Here is an 18,740-nt window from a genome sequence, read left to right on the forward strand (position 1 = left end):
GTAGGGTTGATGAGCTGAGATTTAAATATTTAAAGATGACTGATCCCTAGCGAATAGTTTCAAAAATTCATTCTTGAACATTTCCATATTTCGTGGCAAATAAAAACACTATATCCATAATCAGCGCAATTTGCCCAGTCCCCGATAAAAGGAGATATCCTTCTTTCCTTTTTCATTTTTTCTTGATAAAAAACGAAACAAAAAATCAAGGCTGTGATCAATGTTGGCGGGCCAATGAACCTGCTGCCGGAATCCATCAAGGCGACATTTGAAGAGGACAGGAGACTGGTGAAATCTTGCAGAAATGTCGCTGTGATGCCTTCTTAACGCCAGCAGAACCCTTGCCTGACCGCCCATTGATCAAGGCCGATTGTTGTGATGGAAGTTTTCGCAGCTACCCCCATTCTAAACATCATTTGTGAATATTCGCGTCACCTTAGGTTTGCAATGCAGAAACGGGTAGGATTAATCCAAGTAATTTACAATCAGATGTTAGAGATTGATTTTGAGTTAAATATAACTTTAATGATATTGGTTTCAATTCTAGAACCTGAAACCATAAGGGTTAGTGAACTTCATTTTGCGTCCAGGTAAGACCTATACGAATTCTAACAACTAACCCTTTGACTCAGACAGGACCTGCATGAGAGATCAGATTTGATAAGGTTTTTAGGTGGTATTTGAGTCATGGTTTCTAAAATTGTATTGATATGGATTTTAACCATTATTTAGGTATTGATGTAAGTAAGGGAAGTCTGGAACTCCATCTTATTTCACTGGATCAGTCGATTGAATTTGAGCCTATTGATAATACTGATGATGCCATCACTACTGGTTTGTTTGAGTTGTGTAAGCTTTATCAGTTGTCGGGTGAAAACACGCTCATTATTGCGGAACATACCGGAATTTACACCTATCCATTGATTCGGGTATGCTCGGAATTAGGCTTGAGCCTTTGGCTACAATCTGGTTATGAAATTAAGCATAGCCAGGGGCTGCAAAGAGGGAAAAATGACAAGGTGGATGCATATCGAATAGCGGAATACGGACGTCGTTTTAGAGATAAGTATTCCCCCATTGAATTAGGGGAAAAGTCAATTGAATATCTTCGTTATTTGCGTTCAGAGCGTCGATTACTGGTAAAAGACAGAGCGAAATTTCAAGCCCAGCAGTCGGATCATAAAGATTTTATTTCTCCCGAGATTTATAAAGGAAGAGCGAAAAGAAACAAGGCAAGGATCAAGTTGCTGGATAGCCAAATCAAACAACTAGACCAAGAAATAAAGGAGGTAATACATGAAGATCCAAAGCTAAAGAGGTATTTGAAGCTTTTGACCTCTATAAAAGGCATTGGTTTGCAGATAGCACTGAATGTAATTATTGAGACTTTGGGGTTTACCAAAATTACAACCGCAAAAAAATTTGCTTGTCATAGCGGAATAGCGCCCTTTAGATACACTTCCGGAACGAGCGTAAGGTCTAAAAATAAAGTTTCCTACAAAGCCAACAGGAAGATGAAATCGCTGCTTTTTATGGGCGCTCTAAGCCTGCTTAATGTAAAGGACTCAGAGGAATACAGGTACTATAAAAGAAAGATTTCAGAAGGTAAAGAACATTATTCTGTGATGATCGCTCTAACTGATAAACTAGTGAGGAAAATGTACGCGGTCATTCGGGATGACCGGCCATACAGTAAGGAATATGAACCTAATTGGAGGAATGCTGAGGTGGCATAATTGAATGATTTGGAGAAATGAGTCTTTCGAAAAAAATAGAGTAAAATTGTACTAAAATAAACGAAAAAGCTTGACTTTACCATGAGAGAATTCGTGGTTAAAAAACACTTCAATTGGTGGTTTCACTTACGAAAAATCCATTCGTGAAAATTTGCGTCACCTTAGGTTTGCAATGCAGAAACGGGTAGGATTAATCCAAGTAATTTACAATCAGATGTTAGAGATTGATTTTGAGTTAAATATAACTTTAATGATATTGGTTTCAATTCTAGAACCTGAAACCATAAGGGTTAGTGAACTTCATTTTGCGTCCAGGTAAGACCTATACGAATTCTAACAACTAACCCTTTGACTCAGACAGGACCTGCATGAGAGATCAGATTTGATAAGGTTTTTAGGTGGTATTTGAGTCATGGTTTCTAAAATTGTATTGTTATGGATTTTAACCATTATTTAGGTATTGATGTAAGTAAGGGAAGTCTGGAACTCCATCTTATTTCACTGGATCAGTCGATTGAATTTGAGCCTATTGATAATACTGATGATGCCATCACTACCGGTTTGTTTGAGTTGTGTAAGCTTTATCAGTTGTCGGGTGAAAACACGCTCATTATTGCGGAACATACCGGAATTTACACCTATCCATTGATTCGGGTATGCTCGGAATTAGGCTTGAGCCTTTGGCTACAATCTGGTTATGAAATTAAGCATAGCCAGGGGCTGCAAAGAGGGAAAAATGACAAGGTGGATGCATATCGAATAGCGGAATACGGACGTCGTTTTAGAGATAAGTATTCCCCCATTGAATTAGGGGAAAAGTCAATTGAATATCTTCGTTATTTACGTTCAGAGCGTCGATTACTGGTAAAAGACAGAGCGAAATTTCAAGCCCAGCAGTCGGATCATAAAGATTTTATTTCCCCCGATATTTATAAGGGAAGAGCGAAAAGAAACAAGGCAAGGATCAAGTTGCTGGATAGCCAAATCAAACAACTAGACCAAGAAATAAAGGAGGTAATACATGAAGATCCAAAGCTAAAGAGGTATTTGAAGCTTTTGACCTCTATAAAAGGCATTGGTTTGCAGATAGCACTGAATGTAATTATTGAGACTTTGGGGTTTACCAAAATTACAACCGCAAAAAAATTTGCTTGTCATAGCGGAATAGCGCCCTTTAGATACACTTCCGGAACGAGCGTAAGGTCTAAAAATAAAGTTTCCTACAAAGCCAACAGGAAGATGAAATCGCTGCTTTTTATGGGCGCTCTAAGCCTGCTTAATGTAAAGGACTCAGAGGAATACAGGTACTATAAAAGAAAGATTTCAGAAGGTAAAGAACATTATTCTGTGATGATCGCTCTAACTGATAAACTAGTGAGGAAAATGTACGCGGTCATTCGGGATGACCGGCCATACAGTAAGGAATATGAACCTAATTGGAGGAATGCTGAGGTGGCATAATTGAATGATTTGGAGAAATGAGTCTTTCGAAAAAAATAGAGTAAAATTGTACTAAAATAAACGAAAAAGCTTGACTTTACCATGAGAGAATTCGTGGCAAAAAAATCTCCTATCCAACTTCTCATCCAAAGCAAGTACAATAAAAAATTAAGCAAGACCAGTCCTTGTAATGGCAAGTCTCCACGTCAAAGTGCATTCGCCAATCCATCCTCAAAATAATTCGTGTAAATTAGTGCCATTCGTGGTTAAAAAACACTTCAATTGGTGGTTTCACTAACGAAAAATCCATTTGTGAAAATTTGCTTAATTCGTGGCAAAAAAAAAACACCACCTCTGCAATCAGAACCAATTCGGCTAATCAGTGACTCAATACACCCTTTATATCAATTCAAGCTCACTTACCTCTTTAATGAAAAATCTTTTGACCGATTTTTTGAGCCCCCAGAAGGGCTTCTTCATTAATGGGGAAATTGATGTTTTTCTCTTTTAAGGTGTCCAGTATTAGTTTGCTATCGATATTTCCCGTTAACTCTTCTTTGGCCATCGGGCACCCGCCATATCCCCCAGCGCCCCATCCAATCTGGTGACACCAGCCTCCAGAGCGGCTTCTATTTTGCTTTTTGAATTGTAGGGGGTGGAATGTAAATGCATGCCAATTTCCATTTGAGGAAATGCCTGATGGCACAAGTGGAAGGTGTTTTGGATTGCTTTCACCTCTGCATTGCCAATAGTGTCGGAAATCATAACAGTGTGGACTTCCATCTCTTGCAGTTTTGCTAAAAATGGCAAGAGCATTTCGGGATGAAAGGCTTCTTCGTAGGGATTTCCAAAGGCCATGGAGAGGTATACAATTAGTTGGCGGCGCTTACCAATGCAGCGGTTTTGAATGTTTTGCAGCGCTGCCCAGGCTTCCTCTATGGATTTTCGGGTGTTGCGTTGCTGGAAGGTTTCGGAAATGGATAAAGGAAAGCCTAAGTGGCTGATCTCCTTAAAGGTTAAGGCATCTTCTGCGCCTCGGGAATTGGCGACTATGGCGATAAGTTCCTGCTCGGTTTTGTCTAACTGTGCTAAAACTTCGGCCGTATCCCGCATTTGCGGGATGGCTTTTGGACTAACGAAGCTTCCAAAATCCAGGGCTGAAAAGCCGACTTTCAATAATTGATTCAGGTATTCTATTTTTAGGGCAGTAGGAATAAATTCTTCCAATCCCTGCATGGCATCTCTGGGGCAATCAATTATTTTTATCATAAGGAGTCCGATAGTATGAAATAAGGAAAAATTCAGATTGAAACGTTTTAATAGAATTTAGTGTTTTGTGAATAGCTGAGCAAGAAATAGATATCAAAGATTTGACTTCCTGAGGTTTCCGTTTTGAGCCGGTGAAAATTATGGTAGCGCAATGGTAATTTTTCAGTCGGATTCCGAAAAATATCCTTATGAATTTCTATTTTTGCCGACCTGTATAATAATGAGAGACGGAATAATGGGATTGAAAAAACAAACCCTTGATCAATTTTTTGCGCACGTCGTGGAACAGTACCATGCTAAGCAGTCATTGGCTTATGTGGGACAAAGCCCGATTACTTATGCCGAATTTGGCAGAAAAGTAGTGAATGTGCGTTTACAGCTCGAGGAATCAAATATAGTATATGGTGATCGTGTCATGATATTGGGGGCACCCTCCCCGAATTGGTGCGTAGCCTTTTTGGCGATTACGACCATGGGAGCGGTGGCAGTACCGGTAATGGACGAAGTAACGCCAAACGATATCGATCATATCATTAAGCACTCTGAATCCAAAGCGATTTTTATTGCGGAGAATATTCATGAATCCACTTCACTTTCTCGTTTGCCTAAACTGAAGGTTTTTAGCTTAGATAGTTTTGGGGTATTGTCGGAGCCACTTAAGCCAATCGAAAAGCGTGAGCAGGAGAAGGTGGAAGTGCAGGAAGATGATCTGGCAGAAATTTTATATACTTCCGGGACTACCGGGCACTCCAAAGGAGTAATGCTTTCCCACAAAAATATAGTTTCCAATGCCATTTTGAGTTCTTCTCAGATTGGGATTATGGACTCCACCTCTGTGGTGTTGGGTATTTTGCCATTGGCACATGCTTTTGGGGGACTGCGATGTTTCTTGGTGGTATTTACCATGGCTCAGAAATTCACTTCCTGAGAAGAAAGCCTACACCAAAATTGTTGTTGGCTGCTATGGAAGAAGTGAGGCCAACCGTTTTGTGTGCCGTACCATTGATCTTTGAGAAGATCTTCCATAAGCAGGTTTTGCCAAAAATCAATAAGAGTAAGATATTCTCAAAGTTGGTAAAAAGTGCGGTGGGGCGTCGTTTGGTGTATCGCCTGATCGGGACCAAGATCATGAAAATGTTCGGTGGTCGATTGAAAGGGGCGATCATCGGTGGTGCCAGCCTGAACCGGGAGGTAGAGCAATTCCTGAAAGATGCTAAGATTCCATTTGCTCCGGGTTATGGTCTTTCAGAAGCGGCGCCGGTAGTGGCTTGTTGTCCGCCGGAGGATGCTAAAATGGGCTCTGTCGGGAAAATTACCCAAGGCTGTACGGTGAAGATCGTAGAGCAAAATGATAAGGGCGTTGGAGATATCCTGGTAAAGGGTCCAAATGTGATGCAGGGGTATTTGAAAAATGATAAAGCTACAGAGGAAGTATTCACGGAAGATGGTTGGTTGATCACCGGAGACCGAGGTTATATGGATGAGGAAGGTTATTTGTATATCCGCGGAAGAACGAAGAATGTGATCATTGGCCCTTCAGGAGAAAATATCTATCCGGAAGTGGTGGAGGATAAATTGAAGGAATCTTTATATGTGGAAGAGGCTTTGGTTTATGCGGAAAATAATTTGGTTACCGCCAGAGTTTATCCGGATTTATCCTATATCGAAAATGAGTTGAACGGGCACCACCTGTCCAATGAAGCCATGCAAAAGCATGTGGATGGAATCCTGAGCAATGTGATGAAGGAAACCAATAAGAAGTTGGCCGCCTCCGCTCGTGTGAAGAAGATCAGGTTGCAGTCTGAGCCTTTTATTATGACGCCTACCAAGAAAATTAAGCGTCCACTTTATGTGCCGAATTACGGGCAGTAAAACAAGAGGGATTTTGATAAATAAAAAAAGACGATTCGCGAGAGTCGTCTTTTTTTATTTCCTGTTATGTTGATTTTTTTTATTCTAAAGAATTGTCAATAATGGCCGCTTCGTCATCAATGCCTTCAATTTGCATCACCGAACGAATTTCCATCCGCCATTGCCCTTGGTTAAAACGAGGGTCATTTTTGGCGATATTGACCGCTTCCTGCATATTTTCTGCCGTGATAATGTAATAACCTGCCGAATCCACCTCATTCGGTGGAATAGAAGTTACTTCAAAATCTCCCTGACTACCCCGAATGGTGACCGCGCCCGGATCAAAAGGCTGCGCTTCTTTTAAATGTCCCTGTAGGGATAATTTTTCCAGGTATCGACCGATATCCGGAATGTTATCATTGCCCCCTTGCTCTGGTTGGTGCTTCTCTGGGCTTCCTTCTGGGAATATAAGAATCATGTAATCTTTCATCGGCCGAAATTTACTAAATCCTGTTTGGTCCTGATTGATTTCGTTGATTAAATTTAAAGAAATCTTTGAAATATAAACGGAGATCCCCTTAAAGGTTTATCCCTGATTGAAAAAAAGCCATAAAAAAGGGGGAAAGCTCATTGAACTTTCCCCGCTTTCTTGCTTTTATAAATTTCGTGATTATTTCCCGAAACCTAATGCCTTTCGAACCTCGTCGATTTTTTTATTGGCCAAAGCCCTTGCTTTTTCTTCCCCTTTTTGTAGGATCTCTTCCAGCTCGTCCAGGTTTTCCATATAATAATTGAAACGTTCCCGAGGAGCCTCATACTTCTCCAGGATCAGTTCTAGCAAAGCTTTTTTGGCATGACCAAAGCCGTAACCGCCAGCTTCATAGTTTTGACGCATCTCTGCAATTTGCTCTTCAGAAGCCAAAAGTTTATAGATGGCAAAAACATTACAAGTGTCTGGATTCTTAGGCTCCTCTAAAGGAGTGGAATCGGTCACAATGCTCATCACCTGCTTTTTTAGCTGATTTTTTGGAAGGAAGATATCAATCACATTGTTATAGGATTTGGACATCTTCTGGCCATCCGTTCCGGGGATAATCATCACTTTATCACTGATGCTCGCCTCCGGTACAACAAACAGATCTTCTCCATAGCGGTGGTTCATGCTGCTCGCCATATCGCGGGTCATCTCCAGGTGCTGTTTCTGGTCTTTCCCTACCGGTACTATTTCTGCATCATAAAGCAAAATATCAGCCGCCATCAATACCGGATAGGTAAATAAACCGGCATTCACGTCAGAAAGCTTATCTGCCTTATCCTTGAAGGAGTGGGCATTCTGAAGCATAGGGAATGGTGTGTAGCAACTCAGGTACCAGGTCAATTCCGTGGTGGTTGGGATATGCGACTGGCGGTAAAAGATGTTTTTTTCTACATCCAAGCCAAAAGCCAGCCAGGTGGCGGCTACATTATATACATTTTGCAGACGCTGCTTCGCATCCTTAATCGTTGTTAGCGAGTGTAAATCCGCAATGAAGTACAATGCTTCATTTTTCTCCTCCTGCGCTAATTCAATAGCAGGCTGAATGGCACCCAAAATGTTGCCTAAATGCGGACGCCCTGGGTTTTCAGGGGTTCCTCCGGAGGATTGAATTCCTGTTAAAATCCTAGCCATGGATTTATTGATTTATCTAATGTAAAAAATTGCTCTTCCATACAGCATTCGCTGCCATAGCCTGCAAGTTACAAAAATATACGAATTTCCGGCTGACCCGCAGGAGGGGATTATAGTTATCTGAATGTTAAAGAATAGAATCAGTTCGGGCGATTCACTCGTAAATAAAAAAATTGGAATATATTTGGGGATGGTTTATTAAGCCGAATTATTCACCGCTTCATTTTTGAAATCCAGCGGAGAGTAATTCGCGTTAAAACCCCAACATTAAAAGACGTGGTCTGGAATTTCAGACTAAAAATGATTGAATATGAAACGATTCCCATTAATGTTGTTGGCAATGGTCATTTCTTTTGCGACCATGGGACAGCAGGCAAAAATCACCTTTGTAGAGCAAACACATGACTTCGGAGAGATTAAAGAAGCGGATGGCCCGGTAACCTATGAATTTAAATTCAAGAATGAAGGCCAAATTCCATTACAAATTTCCAATGTAAGGGCATCTTGTGGCTGTACCACCCCGGCCTGGTCAAAAGAGCCGATATTACCAGGCAAGGAAGGATTTATTAAGGCTTCCTATAACCCGAAAGGTCGACCCGGATCTTTCCACAAATCATTGACCATCACTTCTAATGCAGATCCTAATGTGCAGTATTTGTACATCAAAGGGAAAGTGGAGCCAAGGCCACGTACGCCGAAGGATGATTTGCCTACGCAGCTGGGAGCGCTTCGTATAAAGTACCGTTCCTTCAATATGGGTAAATTAACCAATCAGAAGGAGGTCACCAAGACATTCGATATGATGAATGATTCCGAAAAAACTTTGACCCTGAAAGGAGCGACCTCTCCTGACCATATTGAGGTTTCTTTTTCTAAGAATATTTTAGCGCCACAGGAAAAAGGGAAGATTTCTATCACCTATGATCCTGCAGCTAAAGATGATCTTGGGTTCTTAAGCGATCAGGTAACCATTACCACTGATGAGGCAGGGGCTGATGCCAAGAAATCTTTGAGAGTAGTCGCTACGGTGGAAGAGTATTTCCCTCCAATGACCAGCTCTGAGCTGGCGCAGGCGCCTAAACTGAACATCAGCGGTGCGACTTATGATTTTGGCACTGTCAATGAAGGCCAAAAAGTAGAACATGATTTCGTGATTCGCAACAATGGCAAGCAACCTTTGAATATCCGTAAAACCAAAGCAAACTGTGGTTGTACGGTACCGGAATTGCCAAAAATGACTTTAGCGCCTGGTGAGCAATCAGTCATCAAGGTGGTATTCAACTCCAAAGGCAGAAAAGGAAATCAGTATAAGACGGTTACCATCTTCTCTAATGATCCAGCAAACCCAACTCAGGTCGTGACTTTGAAGGGGAAAGTGAATGGCTAATTAATCGCCTTTCTCATTTCTTGAAGATACGGAAAGCAGCAAGCGTAAACTTGCTGCTTTTTTGTGTTTTATGGTTAATGATTAATCTTTTTCTAACAGTGTATTTTGTTTTTATTTTTACATTGGGGGGTAACCTACTTAAAAAAATGAAACGATTAGCACTTTTTATTGTCCTGATTTTGGCAGGGCTAAACGATATTTATGCTCAGGAAAGGCACCAAGTTGGATTAGAGATTGGATACCATAATGCCGCATACATTAAATCATCCAGCATGGATGGAGGAGGTAGCACAAATGGTAAGGATGGTTTTGGCCTGCAGTTAAATTATTCCTATTACCTCAGCCCTGAAATTGCTTTAAAGTCTGGATTAATGTACCACCGAAGCATCGGAGAATCTGCTCCGGAATTTATGCCGGACCGTGATATGACTCCGAATGCCTTTCACCAGGAGTTTCTTTCCATTCCATTGATGTTTCACCACGAGGTAAGCCCATTTTTCTTTTATGAGGCGGGTTTACTATTTGATAAAGACCTGAACACTCCTTTTTGGAAATCCATGTCCGGGGTTGGGGCCGGCTTGGCTTTAGGGCTGCAATTACCCCTGGAAAAATTACTCCTATCTTTACAGCCCTTTGTAAATGTTCATGGACTGATGTTGACCGGGAATGGAACAGGTCGTCAATTATTGATTAATTCCGGCTTTAGAATAGGTGCGGCTTACCGTTTTTAATAAATTGTTCCCATAAATTTTTTTAATTGATGGACATGGGAACAAACAACCTACTCGAAATTCGGGACTTACTGGAGTCAGACATTGCTTTGATTTCAGACTATTGGTTTACCTCAAGTGCAGATCATCTGCTTGGAATGGGGGTGGATTTAAACTGTTTGCCCAGCAGGGAAGAGATGGAAGCTTTTTTATACCGGCAGCTGGATACAGAGGATCAGGAAAAGGAGTCTCTGGCCATGATCGCAACCCTTAAGGGGGAGCCGATTGGGCATTGTAACGTAAATCAGATCACTTTTGGAGAAGAGGCGCATATGCATTTACATATTTGGCACGAATCTCATCGAAAAATGGGTGTTGGTGCTCAAATGGTGTTGGAATCCATACCGGTTTTCTTTGAGCGGCTTCAATTAAAACGACTGTGGTGTGAGCCCTATGCAGAAAACAAAGCGCCCAATGCCACTTTGAAGAAGATTGGTTTTAAGTTCAAAAAAAATTATTTTACCATTCCGGGCTCTTTTAGTTTTGAGCAAAGTGTAAATCAGTATGAGTTGAAAAAAGAAGATTTGGAAAAGCTGTCGACCATCTGAGTACCTGTTTTTTCCAGGAAATGGTAAAAGCTAAAATGAGAGACTTTCTTTTAGAAATTGGACTGGGAAGCTAAAAAGCCTGCAAAATACCGGGAAAAGGGATTTCATCCTACCCAGGCTTTTGCAGGCTTTTTTTTAGATATTACTTTTAAACTGCATAATTTCTTGCTCCAAAAATGGCGGAGCCTACCCTTACCATGCTGCTGCCTTCTTCTACCGCAATTTGGTAATCCCCGCTCATGCCCATGGAGATTTCTTTAAGGTCTACATTCTTACATAGTTCCTTTGTTTTATGAATGTCGAAGAATTTTTTAAGGCCGGCAAACTCCTTTCTGACCTGCGCCTCATCTTCCGTATTGGTCGCCATGCCCATTAATCCCACAATCCTTAAATTCGGGTATGCTCCTGCAATTTGCCCCATAATATCAGCCGCTTCTTCGAAAGAAAGGCCAAATTTGGATTCTTCCTCCGCAATATGAATTTGTAATAGGCAGTCAATAACACGTTCGTTTTTCGCAGCCTGCTTGTTAATTTCCTTCATCAGCTTGATGCTGTCCACCGAATGAATCAAATGAACGAAAGGGGCAATATATTTTACCTTATTCGTTTGTAAATGACCGATTTGGTGCCACTGAATATCTTCGGGCAATTTGGCTGCTTTTTCGGCCATTTCCTGCACTTTGTTTTCACCAAATGCCCGCTGTCCGGCGGCATAGGCGGTTTGGATATCTTCTAGTGGTTTGGTTTTACTTACAGCAATTAATTTGGCGGAAGTGCCGGCTAGTTGCTGATTGAAAGCATTCAGGTTATCTGCAATTGACATGTTTTTGCTTTTTGAATTCGGTCTGCAAATTAATTGAAAAGCTGGAAAATGAAAAAGGTGAAGGGAGGCGGTCGTGTCGGTTTATTGCTACTAAGATCGGTAATTAGCGGTAAGAAAGGCGGATGAAGAAATAGCGCTCTTTTTGTTTTTTTTAATGAATTAGAAGGAGGTTAGTATTTTAGCCTAATTCTGGTAGTAAATTTTTTTTTGGCGTGCCGTAATGATATGGTGGTAAGAGGGAAGGATGAGGTGTCTGGTTTGGCGCTTTATTGCCTGGAGAAAGCCTGTTTGAATGATGAAATCGTCATAATGAGATATAAATAATTTGTGGTGGTGGGAAAATTAAAGTTTGCGCCCTAAATTTGTGCGTTTGTGACTGGTCCTAAAATTTGGATTTGGTTATTGGGAATGGGAATTAATTATGTTAGGATTTTTTAAAGGAGTAATGTTTGGAGTGTTGCTGGCGTTCATGGTAGGGCCGGCTTTCTTTGCATTAATTCAAACAAGTATTCATAAAGGTTTTAGAGCAGGGGCCACGCTGGCGGTGGGAATCTCCACTTCCGACGCACTTTATATATTGTTGAGTTATATCGGAGTGACCTCCTTGGTAGATAATCCGGAGGTGCATGAAATGATGGCGACGGTCGGTGGCTTGGTGATGGTGGTGTATGCGGGACTGTTATTGTTAAGGCCTCCCAAAGCTCCTCAGCGAATGGAGAATCGTGCCACAACGACTATTTCTAAAGTGGGACATTTCGGTCAGTTTCTAAAGGGTTTTTTCCTGAATGGAATGAACCCGGGGATTGTCTTGTTTTGGATCGCAATGGTGGGCATCATTACCACAAATCAATCCTATACCCCAATGGATCGACATCTGTTTTTTGTGGGGATTATTGTGAGCGTATTTTCAGTTGATTTAACCAAGGCCTATGCCGCCCATCGGTTGAGTCAGATCATTACCGTTAAACTATTACGAAGACTGAATTTGATCATTGGGGTGGTATTAATGGTTTTTGGTATGAAATTACTCTTTGATGCCTATCAGGATCATTATTATCCCGGTAGTAGAAAAGGGCCGGATGTCGAGTTTTTGAAAGAATTATAAAGCGGGTATTTACTCGAAAAGAAGCACTGATTTTTAGAGTCAGTGCTTTTTTTATATCCCTTTGAGGAAGAAGTTATGGTAGTGGTTGATGTGATTATTAGTATTTTACGTCTGGTTTTATTGATGTTATTTGTTTATTATTAGGTGAATGGGGGCAGGGCTTGTTTTGGTCAAAATCCACCTACCATCGTGATCAGTCAGGGTAGCAGAGGTTTATTGAAAAGGGATGCCAGATCCTATAGCTATGGCCTTCGCTTTGGAACGAAAAAGGGATGTTTGAGAGGTATTACACTCAGCCTGCAATGAGTAGTGAGCTAAGCATAGCAAGGGTAAACACTTTGATTAGGATATAATAATACTCATTTGTGGGTGGTTTGAATCGAAATAAGAGCCCGACCTGAATGGGTAGGCTCCTTCAAAAAGCGAAAATGAGGTGACGCTTCACCCAGTATTTGTTGTTAAAACTTTTGAATGCTCATGGAAGTCATGCGCTTCACCGTTTCCAGGAAGGGTTCCGGATGTACATCCCACCATTGATCAATGGTGTCCAGTTGTTCCTGAAAGAGGAGCATGATTTCCGTGAATTCTTCAATGAGCCAATCGAGTACGGGGTGCACCACCCAACTAGAACAGGCTTTGTATAGGTGAAGGAATGCGATTTGGTTTTCAAAGGTGCCGACCATGGAGGATAGAAACATCATGCATTCTATTTTGTCCTCACGAATGGCCTGATAGTCGGGATTGTACTGGTTCAGCTCCTCGATTACCTCATCCATATAATCCATGAGTACATCATGGTCACAAGTGCCAAGACCATAGCCGTTGGTCATGTTCAGACTATTACCACTATAAGTTTCCCCGCGGAAGGTTAATTCATAGTATATCCGATTATGGAAACCATCGAATCTGAATTGCCCATGTATATCAGGGAGCTCTACCTCAAATACCCGGAACCGTCCCTCTTCCAGCTCTACGGCTGAAGTAAAGGTTTGTGGCTTGGGGACATTTACAGGGCTAACCTCTTTGATGGGAATACCATTGAAAGTCCCCTGAAGCTGTCCGTCCACTATGGGGTTGAGGTTCAGGCTTCCAATGTAAGGGGTGAGCATATAAAAACCTTCAATAGGTAGTAATTCCGGCTCAATGATGGTATCGTTTTTTTTGGAGCAATTACTTAAGCCAAAGAGCAGGCCGAAGGCCATTATTAGGGAGTATATTTGCTTCATGTTGATTATGCTTCTGATGATTGTTTAAGCTAAATCAAACAGGATGCCATGAAGCATTAAAATTCAACCTCTCGGAAGAATTGGTTGAAATGGGATAGCCTTTAATTGCATCAAGATACCCCTATGCCGGTGAAAAGAAAGCAGCACCCAATTAAGGATGCTGCTTCAGAATGGATAATGTGGGGTTATCGGATTACGACAAACCCTCGATTTCACCGTTTATCACGTCGATATTATTCGCTGCCGGAACCTTTGGAAGGCCTGGCATACGCATAATCGCACCGGCCTTGGCCACGATGAAGCCTGCACCGGTATTGATGATCAGATCATCAATCGTAATCTTGAAATTCTTCGCTACGCCATAAGCTTTGGCGTTGTCACTGAAGGAGTATTGCGTCTTGGCCATACACACTGGCAGGTGTTCCAGTCCTAGGCGTTTGATGCGACGTAACATTAATGGCGCTCGGCCTTCCAATACTACACCCTCTCCTCCATAAATATTTTTCACAATAGTTTCCAGCTTGGTGACCACTCCGGCCTCTTCCTGATAGCTGAAATCCAATTGACTGTTGTCATGCTCAACAGCGTCTACCACGGCCTGGGCAAGCTCCATCCCTCCTTCACCACCATCGGCGAATGCAGTCATTAAAGCAATGCGGATGCCTTTGGTGGAAGCCCAGTCTTTCACTACGGCTAATTCTGCATCCGTATCCCATGGGAAACGGTTTAGGGCAATGACTACTGGCTGTCCGAAGGACTGCATGTTTTCCACATGTTTGGCCAAGTTCTCTAGGCCTTTAGTTACCCCTTCAGTGTTTTCCTGTTTCAGCTCATCTTCCGCTACACCACCATGCATTTTCAATGCCGGACAGGTCGCCACAATTACGGTTGCCTTAGGAGCAATACCCGCCTGGCGGCACTTGATATTGAAGAATTTCTCCGCTCCCAGATCCGCACCAAAGCCTGCCTCGGTTACCGCATACTCTCCAAAAGTCATGGCCAGTTTAGTGGCCAATACGGAGTTACATCCATGGGCAATGTTGGCGAATGGTCCGCCGTGTACAAATGCAGGCGTGTTTTCAGTGGTTTGTACCAGGTTCGGGTCAATGGCATCTTTTAATAAAGCCACGATAGCGCCTGCTACCTCCAAATCTTTCACGGTGAAAGGCTTGTTGTCAGCAGTATAACCTAATAAAATATTCTCAATGCGGTGGCGCAAATCTTCCAGATCCGTAGCCAGACACATAATGGCCATGATCTCTGAAGCCGGGGTGATGTCGAATCCGGTCTCACTCATCACACCATTGGCATTCCCCCCTACGCCGGATACCATCTGGCGAAGGTTACGGTCATTCACGTCCAATACGCGCTTCCATACGACCTCTTTCAACATTTTACCGTTGAATTTATTCTGATGCTGGTAGTTGTCCAACAAGGCAGAAATCATATTGTGGGCAGAAGTAATGGCGTGGAAGTCTCCTGTAAAGTGCAGGTTAATTTTCTCCATCGGCACTACTTGAGCGTATCCACCACCGGCAGCTCCTCCTTTCATGCCAAAGCATGGTCCAAGAGAAGGTTCCCGTAGGGCTACTATGGCCTTTTTGCCGATTTTATTAAGTCCAAGGGTTAGCCCGATAGAGGTAAGGGTTTTACCGTTGCCTGATTTGGTAGGGGTAATGGCCGTCACCAAAATCAAATTCGACTGCTGAACTTTCTCCTCATCCACCAAGGTATGAGGTACCTTAGCAATGTGTTTTCCATAAGGGTAAAGCTCCTCTGTAGGGATATTTACCTGTTTGGCGATGTCTTGAATGGGAGCAAGCTTTGCCTCGCGTGCGATTTGAATGTCCGTCTTCATGTAAGATTTGCGTCAATAACCATGCTATTTTTAACAGTGGGCGCAAAAATAAACATTTTTCCTTTGCCACTTACTGCCGCAGGTCATAATCTTTTTAATACCTTTGCGGCATCAAATAAAATTACAGGATTATGGGAAGATTGATGGCCATCGATTATGGCACAAAACGGGTGGGAATAGCCGTAACCGACCCTATGCAGATTATCGCCAGCCCGCTGGATACGGTGCATTCCAAGGATATAGTGGATTTCATCCTGAACTATAGTAAACAGGAGACCGTCGACGCGATCATCGTGGGCTGGCCTAAGAATTTGGATAATACGGATACGAACAATACCCGGAATGTGCAGGCCTTTATTAATCGGCTAAAGAAGATGACCAGCATTCCCATCCATTTGGAAGATGAGCGATTCACTTCCAAAATCGCCATGAATGCCATGATCAGCAGCGGGGCGAAGAAGAAAGATCGCGCCAATAAAGGAAATATAGATAAGGTAAGTGCTGCAGTAATCCTGCAGTCTTATATGGAAAGAAATAGCGGATTTTAATAGGCAATGCATCAGGAGTTTATTTATTTTTTGGATTTGGCAGGTACGCTAGCCTTTGCCATCTCCGGCATACAGACGGCCGCTGATAAGAAGATGGATGTTTTCGGGGCTATGATGATTGGGTTTATCACCGCATTAGGCGGGGGGACTGTCCGCGATATGTTGTTAGGCAATCAGCCCGTATTTTGGTTTCATGATCTGAACTACCTGGCGGTAGTCGGTATTGCGGTGGGGATTGTTTATGCCTTTGCCGGGCCTGTACGTCGTTTGAAGCAAACGCTCTTTCTTTTTGATACCATTGGTATCGGTGTGTTCACCGTGATAGGGGTGACGAAAGGCCTGGATGCTGGGATTAGTGCGCCTTACGCCGTGATTATGGGGATGGTGTCTTCGGTAGTGGGCGGTGCGACCCGTGATGTATTGTGTAATGAGATACCCCTTATCTTGCGGAAAGAGGTTTATGCTACTGCCTGCCTGTTTGGTGGTGCCGTATATGTAATTTTACATGGTTACGGACTGGACGAAGTGCTGGTTTCTTTTGTGACCATGGGGGTAGTAATCGCCATTCGATTGCTGTCCATTAAACACCATATCTCCCTGCCACGCATGCGGAGCTAGTTTGTTTTTTAGATACTTATTCCGCAAATTCAGGTTATCAACAAGCATAACCTATGAAATTTAGAAGCAGAAAGCTCGTTCAACCTTCAGATCTTAATTCTCATCTTACCCTCTTCGGAGGAAAGCTATTAGCGTGGTTGGATGTGGAGGTTTATATCTTCGCTCGTTGTCAGCTGGCGACGCCTCGCCTGGTGACCAAGTACATGTCTGAAATTAACTTTATGGCTTCCGCCAAACAGGGAGACATCATCGAAATCGGTTGTGAAGTGGTCAACTTTGGGCGAACATCTATTACCGTACGCTGCGTAGCACGCCGTAAAGAAGATTTGAAGGAGATCATCACCATCGATAAGGTGGTCTTTGTCAATCTCGACGAAGAAGGTAAGCCTGCTCCTCATGGCGTGACAGCGGCAAGAGAAGACTAATCTTTATTTGGGGCTTCCCGCGCTACCGCACGGTCGGGCTGGCGCGGCTCACCCCATCGGCCTTTTGGGCCGCTGTGGTTCAGGCAAGCCCGCTTCATCCCTAAGCCGATCGCCCTTTTGTTTCTTCTACTTTAGAAAGCTTCCGCTATTTCAATATAGAATCCTGAGTTGCCATCGTTCCCCAGTCCGTAGTCTAAGCGGATATTCAGGTTTTCATCATCTTTCACGCGGAAGCGCAGTCCTGCGCCATAGCTCCATTTGAGGTGGTTAATGGTAAACTCCCCAAGGGAAGAAGACACATCACCCACACCGGCAAATGCGACCATGCCAATACGCCACCAAATGTGCTGTCGGTATTCAACTTGTGTGGCCATGGTGACTTTGTCCCGGTATTTGCCTTTGAAATAGCCACGCATAATTTCAGAAGATCCCATCTTCGCCAGACTTTCAAAGGGGACCTCTCCGGTGGTAAATTCTCCCCGATAGTGCAAGGCCAGTACACCAGAAGGATGTAGTCGGTGGAAGTAGCGCATGTCCAGCCCCATCCAATCATAGCGGAAGCTACTTCTCAGCAAGCCCATATTGTGTTCGGTCTCTAATTCTATCAGGTGGCCGGAGGTGGCATTGAGGACATTATCCCGGGTATCCCATTGAAAGGCCAGCCCCAGCCCGGAAGAAGTGTAGCCTCCATAGCCGGTCAACTCCATGTCCCGGATCATGCTTTCTTCGGGAAGGTCGATGTCCATGGCACTGTAAAGCTGGTAGCGGGGACCCAGGTACATATTCTCGGCAATCCGAAAGAGGAAAGAAGCGCGGTACTTTAGATCGAAAAAGGCGATTTGTTCTTTATCATCTTCTGCGACGATGTCCTGCCCAATGCCGTAGAAAAAGTCCGGATAGCTTCTCAGTATAAAGTAGTTTTTCATCCGCATTCGGTCATCCCGGAAGAAAAGGGCATTGTCCACCTCAAAAAGATATTGATTGTTCAGCGTATAAATGAAGGCCGATCGTACATAGGACGTTTGGGTGAGGGTATCCTCCGGTTCCATATGGAAAAGGTTAAATACCAGACCTCCAAAGGCAAGTTTGGTTTCCGGGGAGTAATAGATTACCGGTAAGGGCAATATGGAATGATTTTTCTCTTTTTTCTGTTCCTTTTTTTTCTCCGCAAAGGAGATCGTGGAGCAAAGGCACAGGAATAAGGCGATTAGCCCAAGGCGAGGGTTTAGGTTTCGGCTCATGTAGAGGCTGGACTTTGGTTTTTGGGTTAGGATAGTTTTTGGAGTATCCTAAGAATATACAAAAAATGTAAGGGATTTACCAATCCAAACCTGAAGAGGCCTAAAACCAAAACCCCTGAGTACCGGAGGCATCAGGGGTTTGTTTATGTTCACCGGCAAGGGCAAGCGATAGGTGCAAATTCAATGGCGCATAGACTTGTCTCTGTCTGTATGCTCCTTGCCTCGG

Annotated in this window: 16 protein-coding genes and 1 pseudogene; 10 read left to right on the forward strand and 7 right to left on the reverse strand. The window is 43.0% G+C overall.

Annotated features, from left to right (window positions below; genetic code table 11):
* Positions 1-710: 710 nt before the first annotated feature.
* A complete protein-coding gene (locus NG22_RS01680; RefSeq protein ID WP_053404105.1) occupies positions 711-1,736 on the forward strand; it encodes an IS110 family transposase in 1,026 nt (341 codons plus the stop codon).
* A 435-nt stretch (positions 1,737-2,171) separates the two neighbouring features.
* Positions 2,172-3,197, forward strand: a complete 1,026-nt coding sequence (locus NG22_RS01685) for an IS110 family transposase (RefSeq protein WP_053404106.1) — start codon at positions 2,172-2,174, stop codon at positions 3,195-3,197.
* A gap of 525 nt (positions 3,198-3,722) precedes the next feature.
* Here NG22_RS01685 and NG22_RS01690 read toward each other — a convergent pair.
* Positions 3,723-4,445, reverse strand: coding sequence for a hydroxymethylglutaryl-CoA lyase (locus NG22_RS01690; RefSeq protein ID WP_367379214.1), 723 nt, complete (start codon positions 4,443-4,445; stop codon positions 3,723-3,725).
* A 235-nt stretch (positions 4,446-4,680) separates the two neighbouring features.
* Here NG22_RS01690 and NG22_RS18255 point away from each other — a divergent pair.
* Positions 4,681-6,317 (forward strand): annotated as a pseudogene (locus NG22_RS18255) (AMP-binding protein).
* 79 nt (positions 6,318-6,396) lie between these two features.
* On the opposite strand, the gene NG22_RS01705 reads toward NG22_RS18255, so the two are convergent.
* Positions 6,397-6,786, reverse strand: a complete 390-nt coding sequence (locus tag NG22_RS01705; RefSeq protein ID WP_053404109.1) for a YciI family protein — start codon at positions 6,784-6,786, stop codon at positions 6,397-6,399.
* 180 nt (positions 6,787-6,966) lie between these two features.
* Positions 6,967-7,965 (reverse strand): tryptophan--tRNA ligase, encoded by a 999-nt coding sequence (trpS, locus tag NG22_RS01710; RefSeq protein ID WP_053404110.1) that lies wholly within the window; start codon positions 7,963-7,965, stop codon positions 6,967-6,969.
* A 310-nt stretch (positions 7,966-8,275) separates the two neighbouring features.
* Here trpS and NG22_RS01715 point away from each other — a divergent pair, with 310 nt between their 5' ends.
* The 3 genes from NG22_RS01715 to NG22_RS01725 all read left to right on the forward strand — a co-directional run bounded on the left by NG22_RS01715 (position 8,276) and on the right by NG22_RS01725 (position 10,670).
* Positions 8,276-9,352, forward strand: coding sequence for a DUF1573 domain-containing protein (locus tag NG22_RS01715; RefSeq protein ID WP_053404111.1), 1,077 nt, complete (start codon positions 8,276-8,278; stop codon positions 9,350-9,352).
* A gap of 146 nt (positions 9,353-9,498) precedes the next feature.
* Complete coding sequence (locus NG22_RS01720) at positions 9,499-10,083, forward strand: outer membrane beta-barrel protein (RefSeq protein ID WP_157600810.1); 585 nt, start codon at positions 9,499-9,501, stop codon at positions 10,081-10,083.
* Positions 10,084-10,112: 29 nt separating this feature from the next.
* Positions 10,113-10,670, forward strand: a complete 558-nt coding sequence (locus NG22_RS01725; RefSeq protein ID WP_053404113.1) for a GNAT family N-acetyltransferase — start codon at positions 10,113-10,115, stop codon at positions 10,668-10,670.
* Positions 10,671-10,818: 148 nt separating this feature from the next.
* Here NG22_RS01725 and NG22_RS01730 read toward each other — a convergent pair whose 3' ends face one another.
* Entirely contained in the window at positions 10,819-11,493 is a 675-nt protein-coding gene (locus tag NG22_RS01730; RefSeq protein WP_053404114.1) for a YggS family pyridoxal phosphate-dependent enzyme, read from the reverse strand.
* 421 nt (positions 11,494-11,914) lie between these two features.
* Here NG22_RS01730 and NG22_RS01735 point away from each other — a divergent pair, with 421 nt between their 5' ends.
* Entirely contained in the window at positions 11,915-12,598 is a 684-nt protein-coding gene (locus NG22_RS01735) for a LysE family translocator (RefSeq protein ID WP_053404115.1), read from the forward strand.
* 458 nt (positions 12,599-13,056) lie between these two features.
* Here NG22_RS01735 and NG22_RS01740 read toward each other — a convergent pair whose 3' ends face one another.
* On the reverse strand, positions 13,057-13,824 hold the full coding sequence (locus tag NG22_RS01740; protein ID WP_157600811.1) for a hypothetical protein: 768 nt from the start codon (positions 13,822-13,824) through the stop codon (positions 13,057-13,059).
* Between the two features lie 193 nt (positions 13,825-14,017).
* Complete coding sequence (locus NG22_RS01745; protein WP_053404117.1) at positions 14,018-15,682, reverse strand: formate--tetrahydrofolate ligase; 1,665 nt, start codon at positions 15,680-15,682, stop codon at positions 14,018-14,020.
* A gap of 131 nt (positions 15,683-15,813) precedes the next feature.
* Between NG22_RS01745 and ruvX the strand changes: the two genes are divergently transcribed.
* The 3 genes from ruvX to NG22_RS01760 are packed head-to-tail and all read left to right on the forward strand — an operon-like array spanning position 15,814 to position 17,273.
* Complete coding sequence (ruvX, locus tag NG22_RS01750; RefSeq protein WP_053404118.1) at positions 15,814-16,230, forward strand: Holliday junction resolvase RuvX; 417 nt, start codon at positions 15,814-15,816, stop codon at positions 16,228-16,230.
* A gap of 6 nt (positions 16,231-16,236) precedes the next feature.
* Positions 16,237-16,848: a trimeric intracellular cation channel family protein gene (locus NG22_RS01755; protein WP_053404119.1), complete on the forward strand. Its 612-nt coding sequence runs from the start codon at positions 16,237-16,239 to the stop codon at positions 16,846-16,848.
* 53 nt (positions 16,849-16,901) lie between these two features.
* Positions 16,902-17,273 carry an acyl-CoA thioesterase gene (locus tag NG22_RS01760; RefSeq protein ID WP_053404120.1) on the forward strand — a complete coding sequence of 124 codons (372 nt, stop codon included), beginning with the start codon at positions 16,902-16,904 and terminating at the stop codon, positions 17,271-17,273.
* Between the two features lie 131 nt (positions 17,274-17,404).
* On the opposite strand, the gene NG22_RS01765 is transcribed toward NG22_RS01760, so the two are convergent.
* Positions 17,405-18,514 carry a BamA/TamA family outer membrane protein gene (locus NG22_RS01765; protein ID WP_053404121.1) on the reverse strand — a complete coding sequence of 370 codons (1,110 nt, stop codon included), beginning with the start codon at positions 18,512-18,514 and terminating at the stop codon, positions 17,405-17,407.
* Between the last annotated feature and the right edge of the window lie 226 nt (positions 18,515-18,740).

The organism is Persicobacter sp. CCB-QB2, from assembly GCF_001274635.1.
GTDB lineage: Bacteria > Bacteroidota > Bacteroidia > Cytophagales > Cyclobacteriaceae > Persicobacter > Persicobacter diffluens.